The following is an 18,102-nucleotide window of genomic DNA, read 5'->3' as shown; positions in this document are numbered from 1 at the left end:
ATGAACAGGGAGCACATCATGACCAAGCACATGGAATTCGCCGGTGAGCCCGCCCCGCGGCAGGAGGAGATCCTGACGCCGGAGGCGCTCGCCTTCCTCGCCCAGCTGCACAGCGTGTTCGCGGGGCGCCGCTCCGAGCGGATCCGCGAGCGCCGCATCCGCGTCGACGACATCGGCCGCGGCATCGACCCCGAGTTCCCGCCGGAGACACGGCGGATTCGCGAGGACACGAGCTGGCGCGTCGCCGGCGCAGGCCCCGGGCTGGAGGACCGCCGGGTCGAGATCACCGGACCAGCATCCGATCGCAAGATGACCGTCAACGCGCTCAATTCGGGCGCCAAGGTGTGGCTCGCCGACGCCGAGGACGCGTCGTCGCCCACCTGGGCCAACGTGATCGCCGTGCAGACGAACCTGTTCGACGCGATCCGCCGGCAGGTCGACTTCACGAGCCCGGAGGGGAAGGAGTATCGGCTCGGCGAGACGACGCCGACGATCGTGTTCCGGCCGCGCGGCTGGCACCTCAAGGAGAACCACCTGAAGTACGTCGACGGTCCGGGCACCGCCGCCCCGGCATCCGCCTCGCTCGTCGACTTCGGGCTCTACATGTTCCACAACGCGCACGAGCTGATCGCACGCGGCACCGGGCCGTACCTGTACCTGCCGAAGATCGAGAACCGCTTCGAGGCCAGGCTGTGGGACGACGTGTTCACCTTCACCGAGAACGCGCTGGGGCTCGAGCACGGCACCATTCGCGCGACCGTGCTGATCGAGACGATCACGGCGGCGTTCGAGCTCGACGAGATCCTGTACGAGCTGCGCGAGCACTGCTCCGGCCTCAACGCCGGCCGCTGGGACTACATCTTCAGCGTCATCAAGAACTTCCGCGACCGCGGCCCCGCCTTCGTGCTGCCCGACCGCGCGCAGGTCACGATGACGGTGCCGTTCATGCGGGCGTACACCGAGCTGCTCGTCGCCACCTGCCACAAGCGGGGTGCATATGCCATCGGCGGCATGAGCGCCTTCATCCCCAACCGGCGGGACCCGGAGGCGAACGCGCGGGCGTTCGAGCAGGTCTCGAACGACAAAGGCCGGGAGGCCGACGACGGCTTCGACGGCTCCTGGGTCGCGCACCCCGACCTCGTGCCGGTGGCGCGCGCCCAGTTCGACCGGGTGCTCGGCGACAGGCCGAACCAGCTCGACCGGTTGCGCGAGGACGTGCACGTCGAGGCATCCCAGCTCATCGACCTGCGGATTCCTGGTAGCACGGTCACCGACGCAGGAGTGCGCACCAACGTGTCCGTCGGGCTGCGCTACATCGAGAGCTGGCTGCGCGGCAACGGCGCCGCCGCGATCGACAACCTCATGGAGGACGCGGCGACGGCCGAGATCAGCCGTTCGCAGCTGTGGCAGTGGATCCGCCAGGGCGTCGTGACCGCCGAGGGGACGCCCGTGACGGCGGAGCTCGTCGAGAGCGTGCTCGACGACGTGCTCGCCGAGCTGCCGGCCTTCGAGGGCGACCGCTACCTCGACGCGGCGCGCGTGTTCGCCGACGTGACACTCGGCTCCGAGTTCCCGCTGTTCCTCACGACGGGGGCATACGCGGACTACCTGTCGGAGGACCTCCGCTCGGCATCCGTCAAGGTCGCCGCGTGAGCACGGCCGCTACGCCGTCTTCATCACGTTGCCGGTGAAGCTCCTGACCCGCTGCAGCAGATCGGCCCCACGACGGGCGATCAGCTGCGGCGGGTTCAGGTGCGGCGGCTGCCGGCGGATCAGCAGCGAGCACGCCAGGTCCTCGCAGATGTAGGTCCCGAGGGTGTCGCCGTTGCGGCCGGCCTCGCCGGCGCGCGGCGTCGAGAACAGGCGCACCTGCGTCGCGGGCTGCGGCGAGTGGCAGAACGAGCACATCGCGGCGATGCCGGCGCGCATCGAGCCGCTCGCGGCGCGCACCACGATGCCGACAGGGCGCTCCTCGCTCTGGTCCCAGTGCACGAGGTAGCCGAGCTGCGCCGCCTGCCCGTCGCGCCAGCCGAGGAACTCGCGGTCATTCCAGATGGTCTCGTGCAGTCCCGGCATGGGCAGGCGCTCGAGTTGATCTTCTGTCGCGTTCACGAACGCGCTGCGGATGTCTTCCTCGGTCAGAGGCCTCATGATGTGCCAGCCTAACCACATGGCTGACATTGCAGAGGGCACCAGGGATGCCGCACCCGCGCGCCTCAACGTCGAACTCAACGCCCTCAACCCCATTCCGGAGTCGGAGCGCAGGGGGCGCCCCGCGAGCCTGTTCTGGCCCTGGTTCGGCGCGAACGTCTCGGTGCTCGGGCTGAGCTACGGCGCCTTCCTGCTCGGCTTCGGCGTCTCGTTCTGGCAGGCGACGATCGTCGGCATCCTCGGCATCGTCGTCTCCTTCTTGTTCTGCGGCTTCATCTCGCTGGCGGGCAAGCGCGGCTCGGCGCCGACGATGGTGCTCTCGCGCGCGGCCTTCGGCATCGACGGCAACCGTCTCTCGGCCGTGCTGTCGTGGGTGCTCACCGTGGGGTGGGAGACGATCCTCGTCGCGACGGCGGTGTTCTCGACGAGCGAGGTGTTCAAGCTGCTCGGCTGGGGTGGCGGCACGGCTACCGAGGTCGTGGCACTGGTCGTCGTCGTGCTGCTCGTCATCGCCGCCGGCGTCTACGGCTTCGACTTGATCATGCGCCTGCAGGTGTGGATCACGGTCATCACCGGCGTGCTCACGATCGTCTACTTCGTGCTCGTGCTGCCGCACATCGACCTGCGTGCCGTCGCAGCGCTTCCCTCGGGCAGCGCCGCTGCCGTCATCGGCGGTTTCGTGTTCATGATGACGGGCTTCGGCCTCGGCTGGGTGAATGCGGCGGCGGACTACTCGCGGTACCTGCCGCGGAGGGCATCCGGCCCCGGCATCGTGTTCTGGACCACCTTCGGCGGCGCGCTCGCCCCCGTCGTGCTGCTGGTGTTCGGCGTGCTGCTGGCCGGCTCGTCGCCCAAGCTCAACGAGGCCGTCGGCGCATACTCGGTCGGCGGGCTCGCGACCATCGCGCCGACCTGGTTCTTGATCCCGTTCCTCATCGTCGCCGCGCTCGGTCTGATCGGCGGTGCGGCGCTCGACATCTATTCGTCGGGGCTCGCGCTGCTCGCGGTCGGCGTGCGCATCCCCCGCTACGCCGCCGCCCTCGTCGACGGCGTCATCATGACGCTCGGCGCGATCTACATCGTCTTCTTCGCGCAGGACTTCAGCGGCCCGTTCCAGAACTTCCTGATCACCCTCGGCGTGCCGATCGCCGCGTGGGCGGGGGTGATGCTCGCCGACATCCTGCTGCGTCGCCGTGACTACGCGCAGAACGAGCTCTACCTTCCTCGCGGCCGCTACGGCCGCGTGAACTGGGTCGCGATCGGACTCGTCGTCGTCGGCACGGCGGTCGGCTGGGGCCTCGTCGTCACCTTCCCCTGGATGGGCTACCTGCTCGGCGGCGCCAAGGGCACGTGGGGCGGCGCCAACCTCGGCGTGCTCGCTGCCCTGGTGATCGGATTCGTGGGCACCATTGCGAACCCGCGCCGGGTCGCGAAGCAAGAGGCACGCTGATGCGAACGGATGCCTGGCTCGTCGTCGTCGACATGCAGAACGTCTTCGCGCAGGGCTCGCCGTGGGCGTCACCCGACTACGCGACCGCGAGTGCGGGCATCCGCCGCCTCCTGCCCGCCTTCGGCCACCGCGTCGTGTTCACGCGCTACGTCGCACCGGCCGAGCCGCGCGGTGCCTGGGTGCCGTATTTCGAGCAGTGGCCCTTCGCGCTCGTGCCTCCGACCGACGCGCTCTATGCCTTCACGCCCGAGATCGAGGGGCTCGCGGTGGGGCGCCCGGTCGTCACGCGCGAAACCTTCGGCAAGTGGGGCCTCGAGCTGAAGGCGGCCCTGAACGGCGCCGACGAGATCGTGCTCACCGGCGTCTCGACGGACTGCTGCGTGATCTCGACCGCGCTGCCCGCGGCCGACGACGGGGTGCACGTGATTGTGCCGACGGATGCCTGCGCCGGGGCATCCGCCGCCGATCACCAGCGGGCGCTCGACGCGATGGCGCTCTATGCGCCGCTGATCGAGCTGACCGACGTCGACGCCCTTCTCGGCTGAGCCATCAGCCACGGCTTCAGCCAGCCGGTGACGAGCGGCAGCACGAACGGCACCATGATCGGGCAGAGCACGGCCGTCGAGATGAGGCAGCGCAGCCAGATCGGCAGCAGCCCGAAGCTCGGCCACAGCCACGAGATCACGTAGGTGAACGCGGTGTTCACGGGGAAGAAGCCGCACCAGATCGCGATCGTCTGCTTCCACGGCGGGGGAGCGGCGGGAGCGGTGAGCGCGAGCGCGCCGGTCCCGTCCTGCGGCGCGTCGAACCAGCCCTCGATGCCGGTGCGGCGCTCCGTGCGCTGGTGGGTGACGAGTTCGCGGCCCCGCTCGAGCCACTCGGCGCGCTCGGCCGAGTTCTCCCATGCGTCGAGCCGCGCGCGGTCGGCGAAGCGGTAGAGCATGTGCCAGTCCTCGCCGTCGGCGGTGCCGCGCACCCAGCCGGAGCCGAGGAATCCGTCATAGCGGTTGGCGAGGTTGACGCCGGCCTGGACCCAGCGCGTCGCCTCGGGGATCTTCTCGGGCTTGACGAGCCGGGTGATGCTGACGGTGATGGGCAGGGAATCGGCATGGAGCTCTTTTGGAGACATGGATTGAGCCTAGGCTCGGCTCGTGGACTTCCGGATCTTCATCGAGCCCCAGCAGGGCGCTACTTATGAGACTCAGCTCGCCGTCGCGCAGAAGGGGGAGGCGCTCGGCTACGACGCGCTGTTCCGCAGCGACCACTTCCTCGCGATGGCCGGCGACGGGCTGCCCGGCCCGACCGACTCGTGGGTGACGCTCGGCGCCATCGCGCGCGAGACCTCCCGCATCCGCCTCGGCACGCTGGTCACCTCTGCGACCTTCCGCCACCCCGGCCTGCTCGCCGTGCAGGTCGCGCAGGTCGACGACATGTCCGGCGGCCGCGTCGAGCTGGGCCTCGGCGCCGGCTGGTTCCAGCGCGAGCACGAGGCCTACGGCGTGCCGTTCCCCGCCAAGAAGTTCGGCCCGTTCGAGGAGCAGCTGGCGGTCATCACCGGCCTGTGGGGCACGCCGGTCGGTGAGCGGTTCTCGTTCTCGGGGGAGCACTACACGATCGTCGACTCGCCCGCCCTGCCGAAGCCCGTGCAGAGCCCCGTGCCGATCATCATCGGCGGCAGCGGGGCTGCGAAGACCCCGGCGCTCGCGGTGAAGTACGCCGCCGAGTACAACACCAACTTCACGGCGGATGCCGCGCTGAAGACCAACGTCGAGCGCGTGCGCGCCACCGCTGAAGCCGCGGGGCGCGACCCCGAGTCGCTGGTCTACTCGGTCGCGCGCACACTCGCCGTGGGGACGACCGAGGCCGAGGCATCCGCTCTCGCACAGCGCGTCGGCCGCGACCCGAAGGAGCTCGCGGAGTCCGGCTGGTACGGCAGCCCGCAGCAGCTCGTCGACCAGATCGGCCGCCTCACGGAGTTCGGCATCAGCCGCGTCTACCTCCAGCTCTGGGACATCAGGGAGCTCGAGCAGCTCGACCTCGTCGCGAGCGAGGTCATGCCGCACTTCGCGTGATCAGAGACCGACGTCGCACACGGGCGAAGATTCCTGACGACACGCCGCCTTCATCGCGATAAGACGGTCTACGAGCCAAGGATCTCCGCCTGTGTGCGCGGCAGGCGTCACATCGAAACCGAGGATTGGCCCATGGGCGTTGCTGACACACTCTCTGACCTTCTGCGGAAGGTTCGCGCCGAGCCAAGTGTCCTCGGAGTTTTGCTCACAGGGTCGCAAGCCCGAGATGGGATGGCGACGGCGCATTCCGACGTGGACGTTCTGGTGGTCACGGAGGACCCGGGCCGGGTTTCCCTCCTGCGAACAGGCGGCGTCGATATCGGCGTGTACACCAAGGAGCAGGTTGCGGCCCCGGCCCTGCCGTGGACGGATTTCGAGAGCTGGTACAACCGCTATGCGTTCGCGCACGCGCAGATCCTCTTTGATCGCAGCCAGGGAGAGCTTGAGGAGTGGGTGCACGGTCAGGCCACGTTGAGCCCAGACGAAGCGATAAGGGTCGCCGAGGATCAGCTTGACGGGTACCTGAACCTCGCGGTTCGCGCGGCGAAAAGCGACCGCGATCGACGCCCGTGGGCGGCATTGATGGATGCCAGCGAGAGCCTCGCATTCGGGCTGACTGCGGCCTTTGCATTGGAGGCCCGCATCCGGCCGTTCAACAAGTGCCTCGCCTGGGAACTCGAGAGGTTTCCGCTCATCGCCGGCACCAGCGAGTATCCGTTGAACCTGTTCGAGGCGGTTGCACGCGGCGACCTCTCCGCCAGCGCGGAACTCGGCCGTCGACTTGTCGGTCATGCGCGCTCACGCGGGCACGACCATGTGGTCAGCTCCTGGGGTGAAGATCTCCGCATCCTGGTTCCGAGTACGCGCGGCTAGGGCACGGAACGCACGATCTGGCACATCTGGTTGGCGCTGAGGGGTGACCAATCGTGCGTCGGGTGACAAATCGTGCGGCGCGCGGAGGCGCCTCACTCGGCGACGAGCTCTGCCGTCTGCAGGCGGGTGGCGTCCTCGGAGGGCGGCGCGCCGAACATGCGCTTGTACTCCCGGCTGAACTGCGAGAGGGACTGGTAGCCGACGGCGTGGCCGACGCGCGCGACGTCGCCGGGCACCGCGAGCAGCGAGAGGCGGGCCTGCTGCAGGCGCAGCGTCTTCTGATACTGCAGGGGACTCATCGAGGTGACCGCGCGGAAGTAGCGGTTGAGTGACGAGACGCTCAGCCCGACGAGGGCGGCGAGCTCGTCGGCGCGCAGCGGCGCGTCGAGGTTCGCGCGCAGCCAGGCAACCGCCTTGCCGACGAGGCTGAGCCGGGAATCCGGCAGCCCGAACTGGCGCACGAGCGCGCCCTGCGGGCCGGTGAGAAGCCGCCAATGGATCTCCCGCTTGATGCCCGCCGCGAGAACCCGGTAGTCGAGCGGTCGGTCCGCGAGCCGCAACAGCCGCTCGATCGCGCCGAGCAGCTCGTCGTCGGCGTCGCTCACGGCGAGGCCGGGCAGTTCGGCCTCCGCTCGCACGCGCGGGTCGGTGCCCTGCGCCTCGAGCAGCAGCGAGGAAATGAGCTCCGGCTGCAGCGGCATGCCGAGGGCGACGAACGGATGCCCGACCGAGGCCTCCACGATCTGGGAGGACAGCGGCAGATCCACCGTGACGATCAGGAACTGGCCAGCACGGTAGTCGTAGACCCGCTCGCCCAGCGAGGAGCGCTTCGCCCCGCCCAGCACGAGGGCGAGGTTCGCGCGGCTGATGCCGCCGAGCGGTTGGGTCGGCGTGGTGGTGCGGAACAGCGACATGCCGTCGACCCACGTCGGCGTCGCGGGCTGCGCGGCGCGAGCGGCGACGAGTTCGCGCAGGCTCTCGAGTGCCGTCATGGTTCGAGTGAAGCACGCGGATGCCTGCTTTGGGCGCTCTTGAGCGGATCAGGCAAGAGGCTGCGCCGATCGGTCTAGGGTGGCGAGGCGGCTCGGCGGAGGCTGAACGCATGACCGAATTGACTGACGCCGCGTTGACGAACTACACCACCCTGGGCCGTTCCGGCCTGCACCTCAGCCCGGCGACGCTGGGCACGATGACCTTCGGCGAGGACAACGGCTGGGGCGCCTCGGTCGAGGCATCCCTCGCGATGCTCGACCGCTACGTCGACGCCGGCGGGAACTCCATCGACACGGCGAACATCTACACGAACGGGCACAGTGAGGCGATCGTCGGCCAGTGGCTCGACGCGCACCGCGCCCACCGCGACCGGCTCGTCGTCGGCACCAAGTTCTTCGCCAATCTGCACACCGGTGACCCGAACGGCGGCGGTGCGAGCCGGAAGGCGATCATGCACCAGCTCGAGGACTCGCTGCGCCGTCTGCGCACGGACTACGTCGACCTCTACTGGCTGCACAATTTCGACACGACGACCCCGCGCGAGGAGACGCTGCGCGCTCTCGACGACCTCGTGACGGCGGGGAAGGTCAGGTACCTAGGATTCTCCGATGTGCCGGCCTGGTCGACGGCGGCCGCCGCGATCACGGCGCAGTTCCGCGGCTGGGCACCGATCGTCGGGCTGCAGCTCGAGTACTCCCTGCTCGAGCGCACGCCCGAGGCCGAGCTGCTTCCGATGGCTCGCGACCTCGGCATGGGCGCGCTCGCCTGGGGGCCGCTCAAGAGCGGGTGGCTGAGCGGCAAGTTCTCGTCGGCGACCGCCGGACAGCGGGTCGACACGGCCCGCGGCGATCTCGTCGGGGCGCCGCGTGCCGGGGACTACGTGGTGATCGACGCGCTGAACGAGGTCGCGGCCGACTTGGGACGCAGCGCCGCCGAGGTCGCGCTGGCCTGGGTGCGCGACAGCGCGGGCATCACCTCGACGCTGCTCGGCGCCCGCACGATGCACCAGCTCGAGGCGAACCTCGCCTCGTTCTCGTTCGAGCTGCCGGCCGATGCGCGGCGCGCTCTGGATGAGGCATCCGCACCCCACCTCCCGTTCCCGATCGAGAACAACCGCCACCTCGCGCCGGTGCTGCAGTACAACGGCGCGACGGTCGACGGCGTCGCGCACCCGCGCTTCCCGATGCTGGAGCAGAGCGCGACCCGCTACTGAGCCTCTGGGTAGGGGCGGCGCGCCGCCCGCGTCAGCTGTCGAAGCCGAGGCCGACCGCGTCGAGCGTGCGCAGCAGCAGGTTGCGGCGCCCCTCGTGGTGGTCGGCGCGGTCCATCGCCCACTTCGTGGCCGCGATGCCGGCCGCGGCGAACGGCTCAGGCGGGAACGGCAGCGGCTTGCGGCGCACCATCTCGAGCTCGGTGCGCTCGGTGGTGAGGCCCGCGAGCCGGTCGAGCAGCACCTCCGCGGCGAAGTGCGTCGCGCCGACGCCGAGGCCGGTGAACCCGGCGGCGCTCACGACCCGACCGCCGAGATCGAGGCCGAAGAACGCGCAGAACTGGCTCGAGGTATCGATCGCCCCCGCCCAGCGATGCGTGAACCGCAGCCCCTCGAGCTGCGGGAACGTCGTGAAGAAGTGCGAGGCGAGGGTGCGGAAGGTCTCGGTGCGGTCCTCGTACGAGGCGCGCACCTCGCGGCCGAAGTGGTAGACGGCGTCGTAGCCGCCGAACAGCACCCGGTTGTCGGCGGTGAGCCGGTAGTAGTGGAACTGGTTCGCGAGGTCCGCCATGCCCTCGCGCCCCTGCCAGCCGATCGAAGCGAGCTGCGCTGCAGACAGCGGCTCGGTCATGAGCACATAGTCGTACACCGGCACGGTGTAGAGCCGGTAGCGCTTCAGCAGCGACGGGAACGCATTCGTCGCGAGCACCACGTGCGCGGCGCGCACCCCGGCCCGCGCCGTCGTGAGCGTGACCGCCCCGTTTTCCTCGGAGAGGCCGTTGACCTGCGAGTTCTCGAACACCTCGACACCGAGTTCGGCCGCAGCCCGGGCGAGCTCCTTCGCGAGCCGGGCGGGGTGCACGAGCGCCGTGTCGTGGTGGTAGCGCCCGCCGAGATAGGTGGGGGAGCCGACCTTCCCCTGCACGGCGGCCCGATCGAGGAATCCGTCTTTGTCCGGCTCGAGCCACTCGAGCTGGTGCTCCTCCAGCGCGACGTCGATCGATCCGTTGTGCTCCCACTGGCAGTCGAGGCCGAGCTCGGCGACCTGCCGCTCCATCGTGGCGAGGTTCTCGAGGCCGAGGCGGGTGAGCGTCTCCATCTCGGCGGGCCAGCGGCTCTCGCCGTTGCCCTCGCCGTGGGTCAGGCTCGCCTCGACGAATCCGCCGTTGCGCCCCGAGGCCGCCCAGCCGATGGTCTGGCCCTCGAGCAGCACGACGCGCGCGTCGGGGTTGCGCTGCTTCGCCATGATGGCCGACCACAGGCCGAGATAACCGCCGCCGACGACGGCGAGGTCGACGTCGAGCCACGCGGACAGCGCCGGGTAAGCGGCGGCGTCGCCCGCATCATCGAGCCAGAACACCCGGTGTTCGGTGCGCTCGAGGGCGTGCGCAATCACGGCCGGTTCGGGGGCCTGACGCTCGAAGACGATGTCGTTTCCGCGCCCGAACAATGGATTCCGCATGCCTCACGACACTATTTGTCACGATTCCGTTGTCAAGTTCGGCTTCCCGTATTGGAACCGAAACAATCGCATGATTAGGATGCCGTCACCATGACGACAACCGACGCAGCTGCCGCCCCCGCCGCGGCGCAGTCCGCCATCACGCTCGACGGTGTCAGCCGGCGCTTCGGCGATGCCGTCGCGGTCGAGCGCATCGATCTGGAACTCGCGGCGGGCGAGTTCTTCGCCCTGCTGGGGCCATCCGGCTGCGGCAAGACCACGACCCTGCGCATGATCGGCGGCTTCGAGCTGCCGACGACAGGCCGCATCCGCCTCGAGGGCAAAGACGTCACCCTGCTGCCGCCGCACCGACGCGACGTCAACACGGTGTTCCAGAGCTACGCGCTGTTCCCGCACCTGACCGTGCTCGACAACGTCACCTTCGGCCTGCGCCGCAAGGGCGTGGCGAAGGCCGACGCCGAGAAACGGGCACTCGAGTACCTCGACCTCGTCGGCCTCTCCGGTTTCGGCACGCGCCGCCCGCTGCAGCTCTCCGGCGGCCAGCAGCAGCGCGTCGCCCTCGCCCGCGCGCTCGTCAACCACCCCAAGGTGCTGCTGCTCGACGAGCCGATGGGCGCGCTCGACGCGAAGATCCGCAAGAGCATGCAGCTCGAGCTGAAACGCATCCAGCGCGAGGTCGGCATCACCTTCCTCTACGTCACGCACGACCAGGGCGAGGCCATGTCGATGGCCGACCGCCTGGCCGTCATGAACAAGGGACTGATCGAGGACATGGGCGCGCCGCACCGTGTCTACGACCGGCCGGCGACCCAGTTCGTGGCCGAATTCCTCGGCACGTGCAACGTGCTTCCGGTGACGACGGATGCCTCAGGCGCCCGCCTCCCCGACGGCAACGCCGTCTCGGTCGCGGGGGCGAGCACTCCGACGGGGGCCGGCTGGAAGGTCGGCATCCGCCCCGAGAAGCTCGAGCTCACGCCCCTGCCCGCCGGTGCCGCCACCGCGGGCGGCCCGAACCGCACGACCGCCACCGTCACCGACGTGACCTTCCTCGGCGCGAGCACCGAGGCGACCCTTCAGGCACCGTGGGGAACCGTGCTGCACGCGTTCAAGCAGAACATCGGCACCGAGACCACGATCCGCCCGGGCGACACGGTCGAGGTGTCGTGGGATGCCACGCAGAGCTTCTTCCTTCCCCCGTCAGACCCCGCAAACCCGAATCCGGCCCCAGACGCCGAGCCCGAAGCACAGGAGGTGGCCGCATGACCGGCAGCCCGATCGACCCCTCGAAGAGCCCCGCGCTGATGCGCGGCCTCACCCAATCGCGCATGAGCCGCCGAGCGCTGCTGCGCGGCGCGGGCATGGGCGCCGGAGCCATCGCGCTGAGCTCGCTGCTCGCGGCATGCGGCATCCAGGGCACGCAGAAAGCCGGCGGGTCGACGGGCGGCGCCGTCACCGACTGGACCAAGTACTGGGCCGACCACAAGAAGACCGGCACGCTGAACTTCGCCAACTGGCCGCTCTACATCGACCAGGACGACAGCGGCAAGAGCGCCTCGCTCGCGGCCTTCACCAAGAAGACCGGCATCAAGGTCAACTACAAAGAGGTCATCCAGGACAACCCGTCCTTCTACGCCAAGATCTCGCCGCTGCTCAAGGGCGACCAGTCGATCGGCTACGACCTCATGGTCATCACGAACGGGTGGGAGTTCACCGAACTGCTGAACAACGGCTGGCTCGTGCAGCTCGACCAGACGAAGATCCCGAACTTCAAGGCCAACGCCGATCGCACCGTGCTGTCGCCCGCCTATGACCCGGGTGCGGCGCACTCCATGGTGTGGCAGACGGGCTTCACGGGCCTCGCATACAACGAGAAGCTCACCGGCGGGCCGATCACGAGCTTCGCCGATCTCGCCGACCCGAAGTTCAAGGGCAAGATCGGCATGTTCTCCGACACGAGCGAGCTCGGCAACGCCGCCCTGCTCGCGGTCGGCGTCGAGCCGACGAACGCCACGCAGGCGGACTTCCAGAAGGCGCGGGACTGGCTCGAGAAGGTCAAGCCGAACATCGCCAAGTTCTACGACCAGGGATACACGGATGCCCTGCAGAACGGCGACATCTGGATCAGCCAGGCCTGGTCGGGCGACATCTACCAGGTGCAGGCCGGCGGCCACGAGGAGATCAAGTACGTGACGCCGAAGGAGGGGCAGATGATGTGGCACGACAACATGTGCATCCCCATCACGGCCGAGCACCCCGTCGACGCCCTCACCTGGATGGACTACTACTACCAGCCCGACGTCGCGGGGGTCATCGAGGACTACGTCAACTACGTCTGCCCCGTTCCCGCCGCGAAGGACTACATCCTGAACACGATCAAGGACCCCGACGTGGCGAACAGCCCGCTGGTGTTCCCGTCGACGGAGGAGCTCGGCCAGTCGCACGAGTTCTACGTCTACAAGGGCCGCTCGGACTACGACAAGTGGCAGGACGTGTTCAACCCGATCGTCCAGTCGTGACCGCCCGATGACCGCCGTCGACACCTCCGCGATGACGCTGCCGCCCGCCCCGGTGCGCGGCCGCCGCTTCGCGCGCTATGCGACGCCGTACCTGCTCGGCGGGGTCGGTTCGCTGTGGCTGATCGTGCTGTTCCTCATCCCGCTGATCAGCCAGCTGCTCGTCTCGCTCATGACGGGGAACATCGACCAGGGCTACCAGCTCACCTGGAACTGGAGTGTCTACCGCGACATCTTCGTCGGCGCCGACGTCAACTATCTGCTGTTCCTCGGGCGGTCTCTGCTGTTCGGCGCCACGGCGACGATCATCACGATCGTCGTCGCGTACCCCGTCGCGTATTTCCTCGCGTTCCGGGCGAGCGCGCGGTGGAAGAACGGCCTGCTGCTGCTCATCATGCTGTCGTTCTTCGTCTCGTTCATCATCCGCACGAACATGTGGGTGTTCCTGCTCGGCGGGCAGGGCCCCGTGCTCTCGTTCCTGCGGAACCTGCACCTCGTCGGCGCAGACGCGCATGTGCTCGGCACGGCGGGCGCAGTGATCGGCGGCATGGCCTACAACGATCTCGCCTTCATGGTGCTGCCGATCTACGTCGCGCTCGAGCGCATCGACCCGCGGCTGTTCGAGGCTGCGCAGGACCTCTATGGCAACCAGCGGGCCGTGTTCTTCCGGACGACGCTGCCCCTGTCGCGCTCGGGCATCTTCGCGGGCATCCTGCTCGTCTTCATCGACACCGTCGGCGACCCGGTCAACCCGTCCCTGCTCGGCGGGCAGTCGACCTACACGCTCGGCCAGGCGATCCAGAACGTCTACCTGACCCAGCAGGAGTACAACGTGGCGGCGGCGCTGTCGACGATCATGATGATCGCGCTCGGCATCATCCTGTTCGCGTATGCCCGGGTGTTCGGCACCGACAACATCGAGGACCTCGTATGACCGCCGCGAACCAGCTCGTGAGCGAGCTGCCCCTGAACCCGCGAGCGCGCCGCCGCCCGCTGCTGCCGATCATCTACTGGGTGGTCGTCGCGATCACGCTCGTGCCGATCGCGGTCATGGTGGTCTACAGCTTCAATACGGCGCCGAACCACCGCATCACCTACGTGTGGCACGGCTTCACGCTGAACTACTACGCGCACCTCGCCGACCTGTCGGGGCTGTGGCAGGCGTTCGTGCTGTCGATCGTCATCGCGATCGCCTCCGGCCTCATCTCGGTCATCGTCGGCACTCCGCTGGCGCTCGCGCTCGAGCGGCACCGGTTCTGGGGCAAGCGGCTGCTCACCGGCATCCTGTTCGTCGACATCGCCGCCCCCTCGATCGTGGTGGGCGCCGCCGCGCTGTCGTTCTTCCTGTCGATCGGGCTGCACACGGGTGTCACGACGATCCTGCTCGTGCACGTCACCTTCAACATCGCCTACGTCGTCGTGACGCTGCGCGCCCGGCTCTCCGGCGTCGGCACGGCGCTCGAGCAGGCCGCCGCCGACCTCGGCGCGTCGCCCGTGAACGCGTTCTTCCGCATCACGCTGCCGATCATGATGCCCGGCATCGTGGCATCCTTCATGCTCGCGCTCGCCATGTCGATCGACGACTACGTCATCACGTCATTCGTCGCGGGGTCCGCGACCACGTTCCCGCTGTTCGTCTACGGCGTGAAGACGGGCCTGCCGCCGCAGGTGCTGTGCATGGGCACGATCATCTTCGCGGTCGGGCTGCTGCTCGCGCTGCTGAACGGCGCGCTCAACCGGCGGCGCCCCGTCGGCTGAGCTGCCCATTGCGCAGCTCCTCGACGAGCTCGGGCTGCGAGCGCAGGTAGCGCACGCCTGACTGCGTTCCCCAGAAGTACAGGGCCGCGGACAGCGCGGCGACGACGACCGAGTCCCACGGCTCGGCGATCAGCTTCAGACCGCCGTAGTCGCCGATGAACGACATGCCGTACATCACCGCGAGGTAGGCGACGAGCCACACGCCGCCCTTCACCTCGCCCCAGCCGTGCCGCTGCGTGGCATAGGTGACGGCGTACCAGATGAGGCCGACCGCCACGATCGGCATGGTGAGCAGCAGCTCGGACCACGGCACCCAGTAGATGACCAGCCCGCTCACGATGAACGCGAACGGTGCGATGACGATCATGCCGGGAATCCGATCGGCCGCGTCCGCGATCCTGGCGCGCCGGAACGCGACGAGCGAGACCGAGCCGATCGAGAAGGTGAAGGCGATCAGCGTTCCCGTGACGCCGATGATCTGATGCCAGCTCGGCAGCGGCAGCAGAAACAGGATGCCGACCACGAAGTTCACGAGCAGTGCGCGCCGCGGCACGCCGGAGCCCTGGTGCACCTTCGACAGCCAGCCGGGGAAGAAGCGGTTCTTCGACAGCCCGAAGACGTTGCGGGCGTTGGAGGCGGTGAACACGATCCCCGAGCCGGAAGGGGAGATCATCGAGTCGGCGATCAGGATCCAGTACAGCCACGTCATGCCGAGCAGCATCGCGAGCTGCGCGAACGGCGAGTCGAAGTTCACGCCGCTCCAGCCGTGGCCGAGCAGATGCTGCGGCACACCGAAGATGAACGCGATCTGCAGCAGCAGATACAGCACGATCGCGGCGAGGATCGTCGTGACGAGGGAGGCCGGGATGTTGCGGCGCGGGTTCTTCACCTCGCCCGACAGCTCGACGATGTTGCGGAATCCCGTGTACGCGAACACCATGCCGGCCGTCGCGATCGTGCCGAGCGCGGCGCCGATGCCGTACGGCGCGAAGCCGCCGCCCGCGGCGAAGTTGTGCGGGCCGCCGGCGTGGCCGTTGCCGGTGAAGCCGCTCGCGATGAGCATCACGATCGTGAGCACCGGGATGAAGATCTTCACCGAGGTGACGATGTTGTTGCTGCGCGCGAAGAACTGCACGCCGAAGTAGTTGACGACGACGAACACGGCCATCAGGCCGACGGCGATGAGGATGCCGAGGAAAGTCAGCTGGCTGTGCCGGAACAGGCCGGGGATGTACGAGCTCGCGTACTGCACCACGCCGGCCGCCTCGGTCGGCGGGTTCGCGACGTAGGTCACCCACATGCTCCAGCCGACGATGCTCGCCGCGAACCGGCCGTTCGAATACAGGGGGTAGCGCACCAGGCCGCCGGACTCCGGGTGCACCATGCCCAGCTCGGCGAAGACGAGGGCGACCGCGAGCATCACGGCGCCGCCGATCACCCAGGCGATCAGCGCAGAGGGGCCGGCGGTCTGCGCCGCGTACATCGCCGAGAACAGCCACCCCGAGCCGATGACGCTGCCGATGCCGGTCGCCACGAGCGACCAGTAGCCGAGTCGCTGCTTGAGATGGCTGTCTTCCGTCTGGACGGATTCCCGTACCGCACTCGCCGTTTCCATGCCGAGGCGGTACCCGCCCCGCTAGCGCCGGATTCGCTCGAGCACTTCGTCGTGCAGCACGCCGTTGCTGGCGAGCGCCGAGCCGTGCCACGGTCCGGGCTCGCCGTTCGCGCTCGTGAACCGCCCACCCGCCTCTTCGACGAGGAGGGCGAGCGGGGCCACGTCGTAGGCCTTCACGCCGAACTCGCCGACCATGTCGATGAGCCCTTCGGCGAGCAGTGTGTAGGACCACAGATCGCCGTAGGCGCGGTCGCGCCAGACGTCGTTCAATAGGGCGAGCAGCTGGTCGAGGTAGCCCGCGTCACGCCATTGGTGGATCGATTGAAAGCTGACGGATGCCTCGTCGAGGCGGCTCGTCGCCGAGACGTGCAGCCGCTCGGGTTCGCTGCCCCGGCCGCTGCGCTTCCAGGCGCCCTCGCCCTTCGCCGCCCACCAGCGCTGGCCTCCCAGGGCCGGCATGCTTGCGACCCCGGCGACGACCTCGCCGTCGACCGCGAGGGCGATGAGGGTGCCCCACAGTGGCACCCCGCGCAGATAGTTGGCGGTGCCGTCGATCGGGTCGATGATCCACTGCCGGTTCGAGTCGCCCTCGACGCCGTACTCCTCGCCGAAGATCGCATCACCCGGCCGCTCGGCCGCGATGAGCTCGCGGATCGCGCGCTCGACCGCCTGATCGGCATCCGTCACGTGCGTGCGATCCGCCTTGGTCGCGATGCGCAGGTCGTTGGCGCGGAATCGTGCGGAGGAGATGGCGTCGGCCGCGTCGGCCAATCGGTGGGCGAAGTCGAGGTCGGCGGTCACCCTGCCAGGGTATCGGCCATCAGCTCGGCCAGCGCGAGGGCGTCGTACGGCGCGCGACCGTCGGCGTCGTTGTCGAAATAGACGTAGGCGTCGCGGGCGGTCGCGCGGCCGCCGCGGGTCGCGAGATCGCGGATGACGGATGCCCACTGCGCGAGCTCCTTGGCGGAGTAGCCGCCGTGGTAGAGCTCGTGCGGACCGTGCAGCCGGACGTAGACCAGGCCGGCTGTGGCATCCGTTGCCGCGTCCATGAAAAGCGTCGGCCATTCGCCCGCTCCGTCGGAAGCGGCCAGTGCGATGCGGTGCCTGTTCATGATCTGCGCACACCGTGGGTCGGCGAAGCTGTCGTGCCGCGGCTCGATGGCGTGCTGCAGCCGTTTGCCGTCCCGGCTGCGGGGGAGCGCGGCGCAGAACGTCTCGAGATGGTCGGGGTCGAAGCGGCGTCGGGCCGGGAACTGCCACAGGATCGGTCCGAGGCGGTCGCCGAGGCGCGTCACTCCGGACGCGAAGAAGCGCTCGAGCGCGGCCTGCAGCTTGTCGGGACCGACCATGTGCGTGATGTACCGGCCGCCCTTGACCGCGAAGCGGAAGCCGGGCGGGGTCTGCTCGCGCCAGTTGTCGTAGGACTCGGGGCGCTGCAGCGAATAGAAGGATCCATTGAGCTCGAGCGAGTTGACCTGGCGCGAGAGATATTCGAGCTCGCGGCGCTGGACGAGCCCTTTCGGATAGAAATCACCGCGCCAGGACGCGTAGCGCCAGCCCGAGGTGCCGATGAACAGCCGTCCGCCGGTGGTGCTGTCGCGCAGGGGAGTCTCGATTTTGGCCCGCCTTTCCGGTTTGCTAAGGTTGATGTTCGTGCGGTTCCCCGGTTCGGGGGAATTCACAGTGTTGAAAAACACACTGCGCCTCTAGCTCAATCGGCAGAGCAACTGACTCTTAATCAGTGGGTTCAGGGTTCAAGTCCCTGGGGGCGCACTCAACACCGGCGCTGATCCATTCGAGATCGGCGCCGGTTTCGTTTACCCACCGCACGACCTGCGAGAACGACGGTTCGGTATGCCCGTTCTCCCAGCTGCTTATCGTGGCGATTCGCACGTTCAGCAGCTGCGCCATGTGTGTCTGATCGAGGCCGGCCAGGGTGCGTGCCGCCTTGAGTCGCGCCGGCAGCGACTTCGTGACGTTGTCGAGGAGTGTCATGGCTCCAAAG

Annotated in this window: 18 protein-coding genes and 1 tRNA gene; 11 read left to right on the top strand and 8 right to left on the bottom strand. The window is 68.6% G+C overall.

Annotated elements, in window-relative coordinates; translation table 11 throughout:
- Positions 1-18: 18 nt before the first annotated feature.
- Entirely contained in the window at positions 19-1,653 is a 1,635-nt protein-coding gene (gene aceB / locus ABD708_RS15305; RefSeq protein WP_344755998.1) for a malate synthase A, read from the top strand.
- 9 nt (positions 1,654-1,662) lie between these two features.
- Here aceB and ABD708_RS15300 read toward each other — a convergent pair whose 3' ends face one another.
- Positions 1,663-2,151, bottom strand: a complete 489-nt coding sequence (locus tag ABD708_RS15300) for an FBP domain-containing protein (protein WP_344755996.1) — start codon at positions 2,149-2,151, stop codon at positions 1,663-1,665.
- Between the two features lie 19 nt (positions 2,152-2,170).
- Here ABD708_RS15300 and ABD708_RS15295 point away from each other — a divergent pair, with 19 nt between their 5' ends.
- Together ABD708_RS15295 and ABD708_RS15290 are read left to right on the top strand one after the other, a co-directional pair.
- The gene (locus ABD708_RS15295) at positions 2,171-3,601 is read left to right on the top strand and encodes a purine-cytosine permease family protein (protein WP_344755994.1); all 1,431 of its coding nucleotides are present in this window, start codon (positions 2,171-2,173) and stop codon (positions 3,599-3,601) included.
- A complete protein-coding gene (locus ABD708_RS15290) occupies positions 3,601-4,146 on the top strand; it encodes a cysteine hydrolase family protein (RefSeq protein ID WP_344755992.1) in 546 nt (181 codons plus the stop codon). Before ABD708_RS15295 ends, ABD708_RS15290 begins: the two co-directional genes overlap by 1 nt.
- Here the strand turns inward: ABD708_RS15290 and ABD708_RS15285 are convergent.
- On the bottom strand, positions 4,098-4,730 hold the full coding sequence (locus ABD708_RS15285) for an antibiotic biosynthesis monooxygenase (RefSeq protein WP_344755990.1): 633 nt from the start codon (positions 4,728-4,730) through the stop codon (positions 4,098-4,100). The two genes, ABD708_RS15290 and ABD708_RS15285, sit on opposite strands and share 49 nt — an antisense overlap.
- A gap of 22 nt (positions 4,731-4,752) precedes the next feature.
- Here ABD708_RS15285 and ABD708_RS15280 point away from each other — a divergent pair, with 22 nt between their 5' ends.
- Together ABD708_RS15280 and ABD708_RS15275 are read left to right on the top strand one after the other, a co-directional pair.
- Complete coding sequence (locus ABD708_RS15280) at positions 4,753-5,673, top strand: LLM class F420-dependent oxidoreductase (protein WP_344755988.1); 921 nt, start codon at positions 4,753-4,755, stop codon at positions 5,671-5,673.
- A gap of 132 nt (positions 5,674-5,805) precedes the next feature.
- Positions 5,806-6,546 (top strand): nucleotidyltransferase domain-containing protein, encoded by a 741-nt coding sequence (locus tag ABD708_RS15275; RefSeq protein ID WP_344755986.1) that lies wholly within the window; start codon positions 5,806-5,808, stop codon positions 6,544-6,546.
- Positions 6,547-6,638: 92 nt separating this feature from the next.
- Here the strand turns inward: ABD708_RS15275 and ABD708_RS15270 are convergent, their stop codons facing one another.
- The gene (locus tag ABD708_RS15270) at positions 6,639-7,538 is read right to left on the bottom strand and encodes an AraC family transcriptional regulator (RefSeq protein ID WP_344755984.1); all 900 of its coding nucleotides are present in this window, start codon (positions 7,536-7,538) and stop codon (positions 6,639-6,641) included.
- A gap of 110 nt (positions 7,539-7,648) precedes the next feature.
- Here ABD708_RS15270 and ABD708_RS15265 point away from each other — a divergent pair, with 110 nt between their 5' ends.
- Positions 7,649-8,752: an aldo/keto reductase gene (locus tag ABD708_RS15265; RefSeq protein WP_344755982.1), complete on the top strand. Its 1,104-nt coding sequence runs from the start codon at positions 7,649-7,651 to the stop codon at positions 8,750-8,752.
- A gap of 31 nt (positions 8,753-8,783) precedes the next feature.
- Here the strand turns inward: ABD708_RS15265 and ABD708_RS15260 are convergent, their stop codons facing one another.
- A complete protein-coding gene (locus ABD708_RS15260) occupies positions 8,784-10,211 on the bottom strand; it encodes an NAD(P)/FAD-dependent oxidoreductase (protein WP_344755980.1) in 1,428 nt (475 codons plus the stop codon).
- 90 nt (positions 10,212-10,301) lie between these two features.
- Between ABD708_RS15260 and ABD708_RS15255 the strand changes: the two genes are divergently transcribed.
- Genes ABD708_RS15255 through ABD708_RS15240 form a run of 4 tightly spaced genes read left to right on the top strand, consistent with a single transcriptional unit; the run spans position 10,302 to position 14,482 of the window.
- A complete protein-coding gene (locus ABD708_RS15255) occupies positions 10,302-11,474 on the top strand; it encodes an ABC transporter ATP-binding protein (protein ID WP_344755978.1) in 1,173 nt (390 codons plus the stop codon).
- Positions 11,471-12,727, top strand: coding sequence for a polyamine ABC transporter substrate-binding protein (locus ABD708_RS15250; RefSeq protein ID WP_344755976.1), 1,257 nt, complete (start codon positions 11,471-11,473; stop codon positions 12,725-12,727). Before ABD708_RS15255 ends, ABD708_RS15250 begins: the two co-directional genes overlap by 4 nt.
- Positions 12,728-12,734: 7 nt before the next feature.
- Positions 12,735-13,658, top strand: coding sequence for an ABC transporter permease (locus ABD708_RS15245; protein WP_344755974.1), 924 nt, complete (start codon positions 12,735-12,737; stop codon positions 13,656-13,658).
- A complete protein-coding gene (locus ABD708_RS15240; protein WP_344755972.1) occupies positions 13,655-14,482 on the top strand; it encodes an ABC transporter permease in 828 nt (275 codons plus the stop codon). Before ABD708_RS15245 ends, ABD708_RS15240 begins: the two co-directional genes overlap by 4 nt.
- On the opposite strand, the gene ABD708_RS15235 is transcribed toward ABD708_RS15240, so the two are convergent.
- The 3 genes from ABD708_RS15235 to ABD708_RS15225 are packed head-to-tail and all read right to left on the bottom strand — an operon-like array spanning position 14,457 to position 17,779.
- On the bottom strand, positions 14,457-16,097 hold the full coding sequence (locus tag ABD708_RS15235) for an APC family permease (protein ID WP_344755970.1): 1,641 nt from the start codon (positions 16,095-16,097) through the stop codon (positions 14,457-14,459). The genes ABD708_RS15240 and ABD708_RS15235 overlap by 26 nt on opposite strands.
- A gap of 21 nt (positions 16,098-16,118) precedes the next feature.
- Complete coding sequence (locus ABD708_RS15230; protein WP_344755968.1) at positions 16,119-16,898, bottom strand: inositol monophosphatase family protein; 780 nt, start codon at positions 16,896-16,898, stop codon at positions 16,119-16,121.
- On the bottom strand, positions 16,895-17,779 hold the full coding sequence (locus ABD708_RS15225) for a DUF72 domain-containing protein (protein WP_344755966.1): 885 nt from the start codon (positions 17,777-17,779) through the stop codon (positions 16,895-16,897). Before ABD708_RS15225 ends, ABD708_RS15230 begins: the two co-directional genes overlap by 4 nt.
- A gap of 18 nt (positions 17,780-17,797) precedes the next feature.
- Here ABD708_RS15225 and ABD708_RS15220 point away from each other — a divergent pair.
- A tRNA-Lys gene (locus ABD708_RS15220) sits at positions 17,798-17,870 on the top strand.
- Here ABD708_RS15220 and ABD708_RS19505 read toward each other — a convergent pair.
- Positions 17,832-18,092 (bottom strand): helix-turn-helix domain-containing protein, encoded by a 261-nt coding sequence (locus ABD708_RS19505; RefSeq protein WP_425553317.1) that lies wholly within the window; start codon positions 18,090-18,092, stop codon positions 17,832-17,834. The two genes, ABD708_RS15220 and ABD708_RS19505, sit on opposite strands and share 39 nt — an antisense overlap.
- Positions 18,093-18,102: the final 10 nt, after the last annotated feature.

It is taken from the genome of Gryllotalpicola koreensis (assembly GCF_039538185.1).
Taxonomy (GTDB): Bacteria; Actinomycetota; Actinomycetes; order Actinomycetales; family Microbacteriaceae; genus Gryllotalpicola; species Gryllotalpicola koreensis.
This window is presented reverse-complemented; position numbering and strand designations above follow the sequence as displayed.

Coding starts and splice junctions, on each gene's coding strand:
- ABD708_RS19505 (WP_425553317.1), bottom strand. CDS start 18,092: ATGACACTCCTCGACAACGTCACGAAGTCGCTGCCGGCGCGACTCAAG.
- ABD708_RS15290 (WP_344755992.1), top strand. CDS start 3,601: ATGCGAACGGATGCCTGGCTCGTCGTCGTCGACATGCAGAACGTCTTC.
- aceB (WP_344755998.1), top strand. CDS start 19: ATGACCAAGCACATGGAATTCGCCGGTGAGCCCGCCCCGCGGCAGGAG.
- ABD708_RS15235 (WP_344755970.1), bottom strand. CDS start 16,097: ATGGAAACGGCGAGTGCGGTACGGGAATCCGTCCAGACGGAAGACAGC.
- ABD708_RS15285 (WP_344755990.1), bottom strand. CDS start 4,730: ATGTCTCCAAAAGAGCTCCATGCCGATTCCCTGCCCATCACCGTCAGC.
- ABD708_RS15260 (WP_344755980.1), bottom strand. CDS start 10,211: ATGCGGAATCCATTGTTCGGGCGCGGAAACGACATCGTCTTCGAGCGT.
- ABD708_RS15250 (WP_344755976.1), top strand. CDS start 11,471: ATGACCGGCAGCCCGATCGACCCCTCGAAGAGCCCCGCGCTGATGCGC.
- ABD708_RS15265 (WP_344755982.1), top strand. CDS start 7,649: ATGACCGAATTGACTGACGCCGCGTTGACGAACTACACCACCCTGGGC.
- ABD708_RS15270 (WP_344755984.1), bottom strand. CDS start 7,538: ATGACGGCACTCGAGAGCCTGCGCGAACTCGTCGCCGCTCGCGCCGCG.
- ABD708_RS15245 (WP_344755974.1), top strand. CDS start 12,735: ATGACCGCCGTCGACACCTCCGCGATGACGCTGCCGCCCGCCCCGGTG.
- ABD708_RS15275 (WP_344755986.1), top strand. CDS start 5,806: ATGGGCGTTGCTGACACACTCTCTGACCTTCTGCGGAAGGTTCGCGCC.
- ABD708_RS15295 (WP_344755994.1), top strand. CDS start 2,171: ATGGCTGACATTGCAGAGGGCACCAGGGATGCCGCACCCGCGCGCCTC.
- ABD708_RS15240 (WP_344755972.1), top strand. CDS start 13,655: ATGACCGCCGCGAACCAGCTCGTGAGCGAGCTGCCCCTGAACCCGCGA.
- ABD708_RS15300 (WP_344755996.1), bottom strand. CDS start 2,151: ATGAGGCCTCTGACCGAGGAAGACATCCGCAGCGCGTTCGTGAACGCG.
- ABD708_RS15255 (WP_344755978.1), top strand. CDS start 10,302: ATGACGACAACCGACGCAGCTGCCGCCCCCGCCGCGGCGCAGTCCGCC.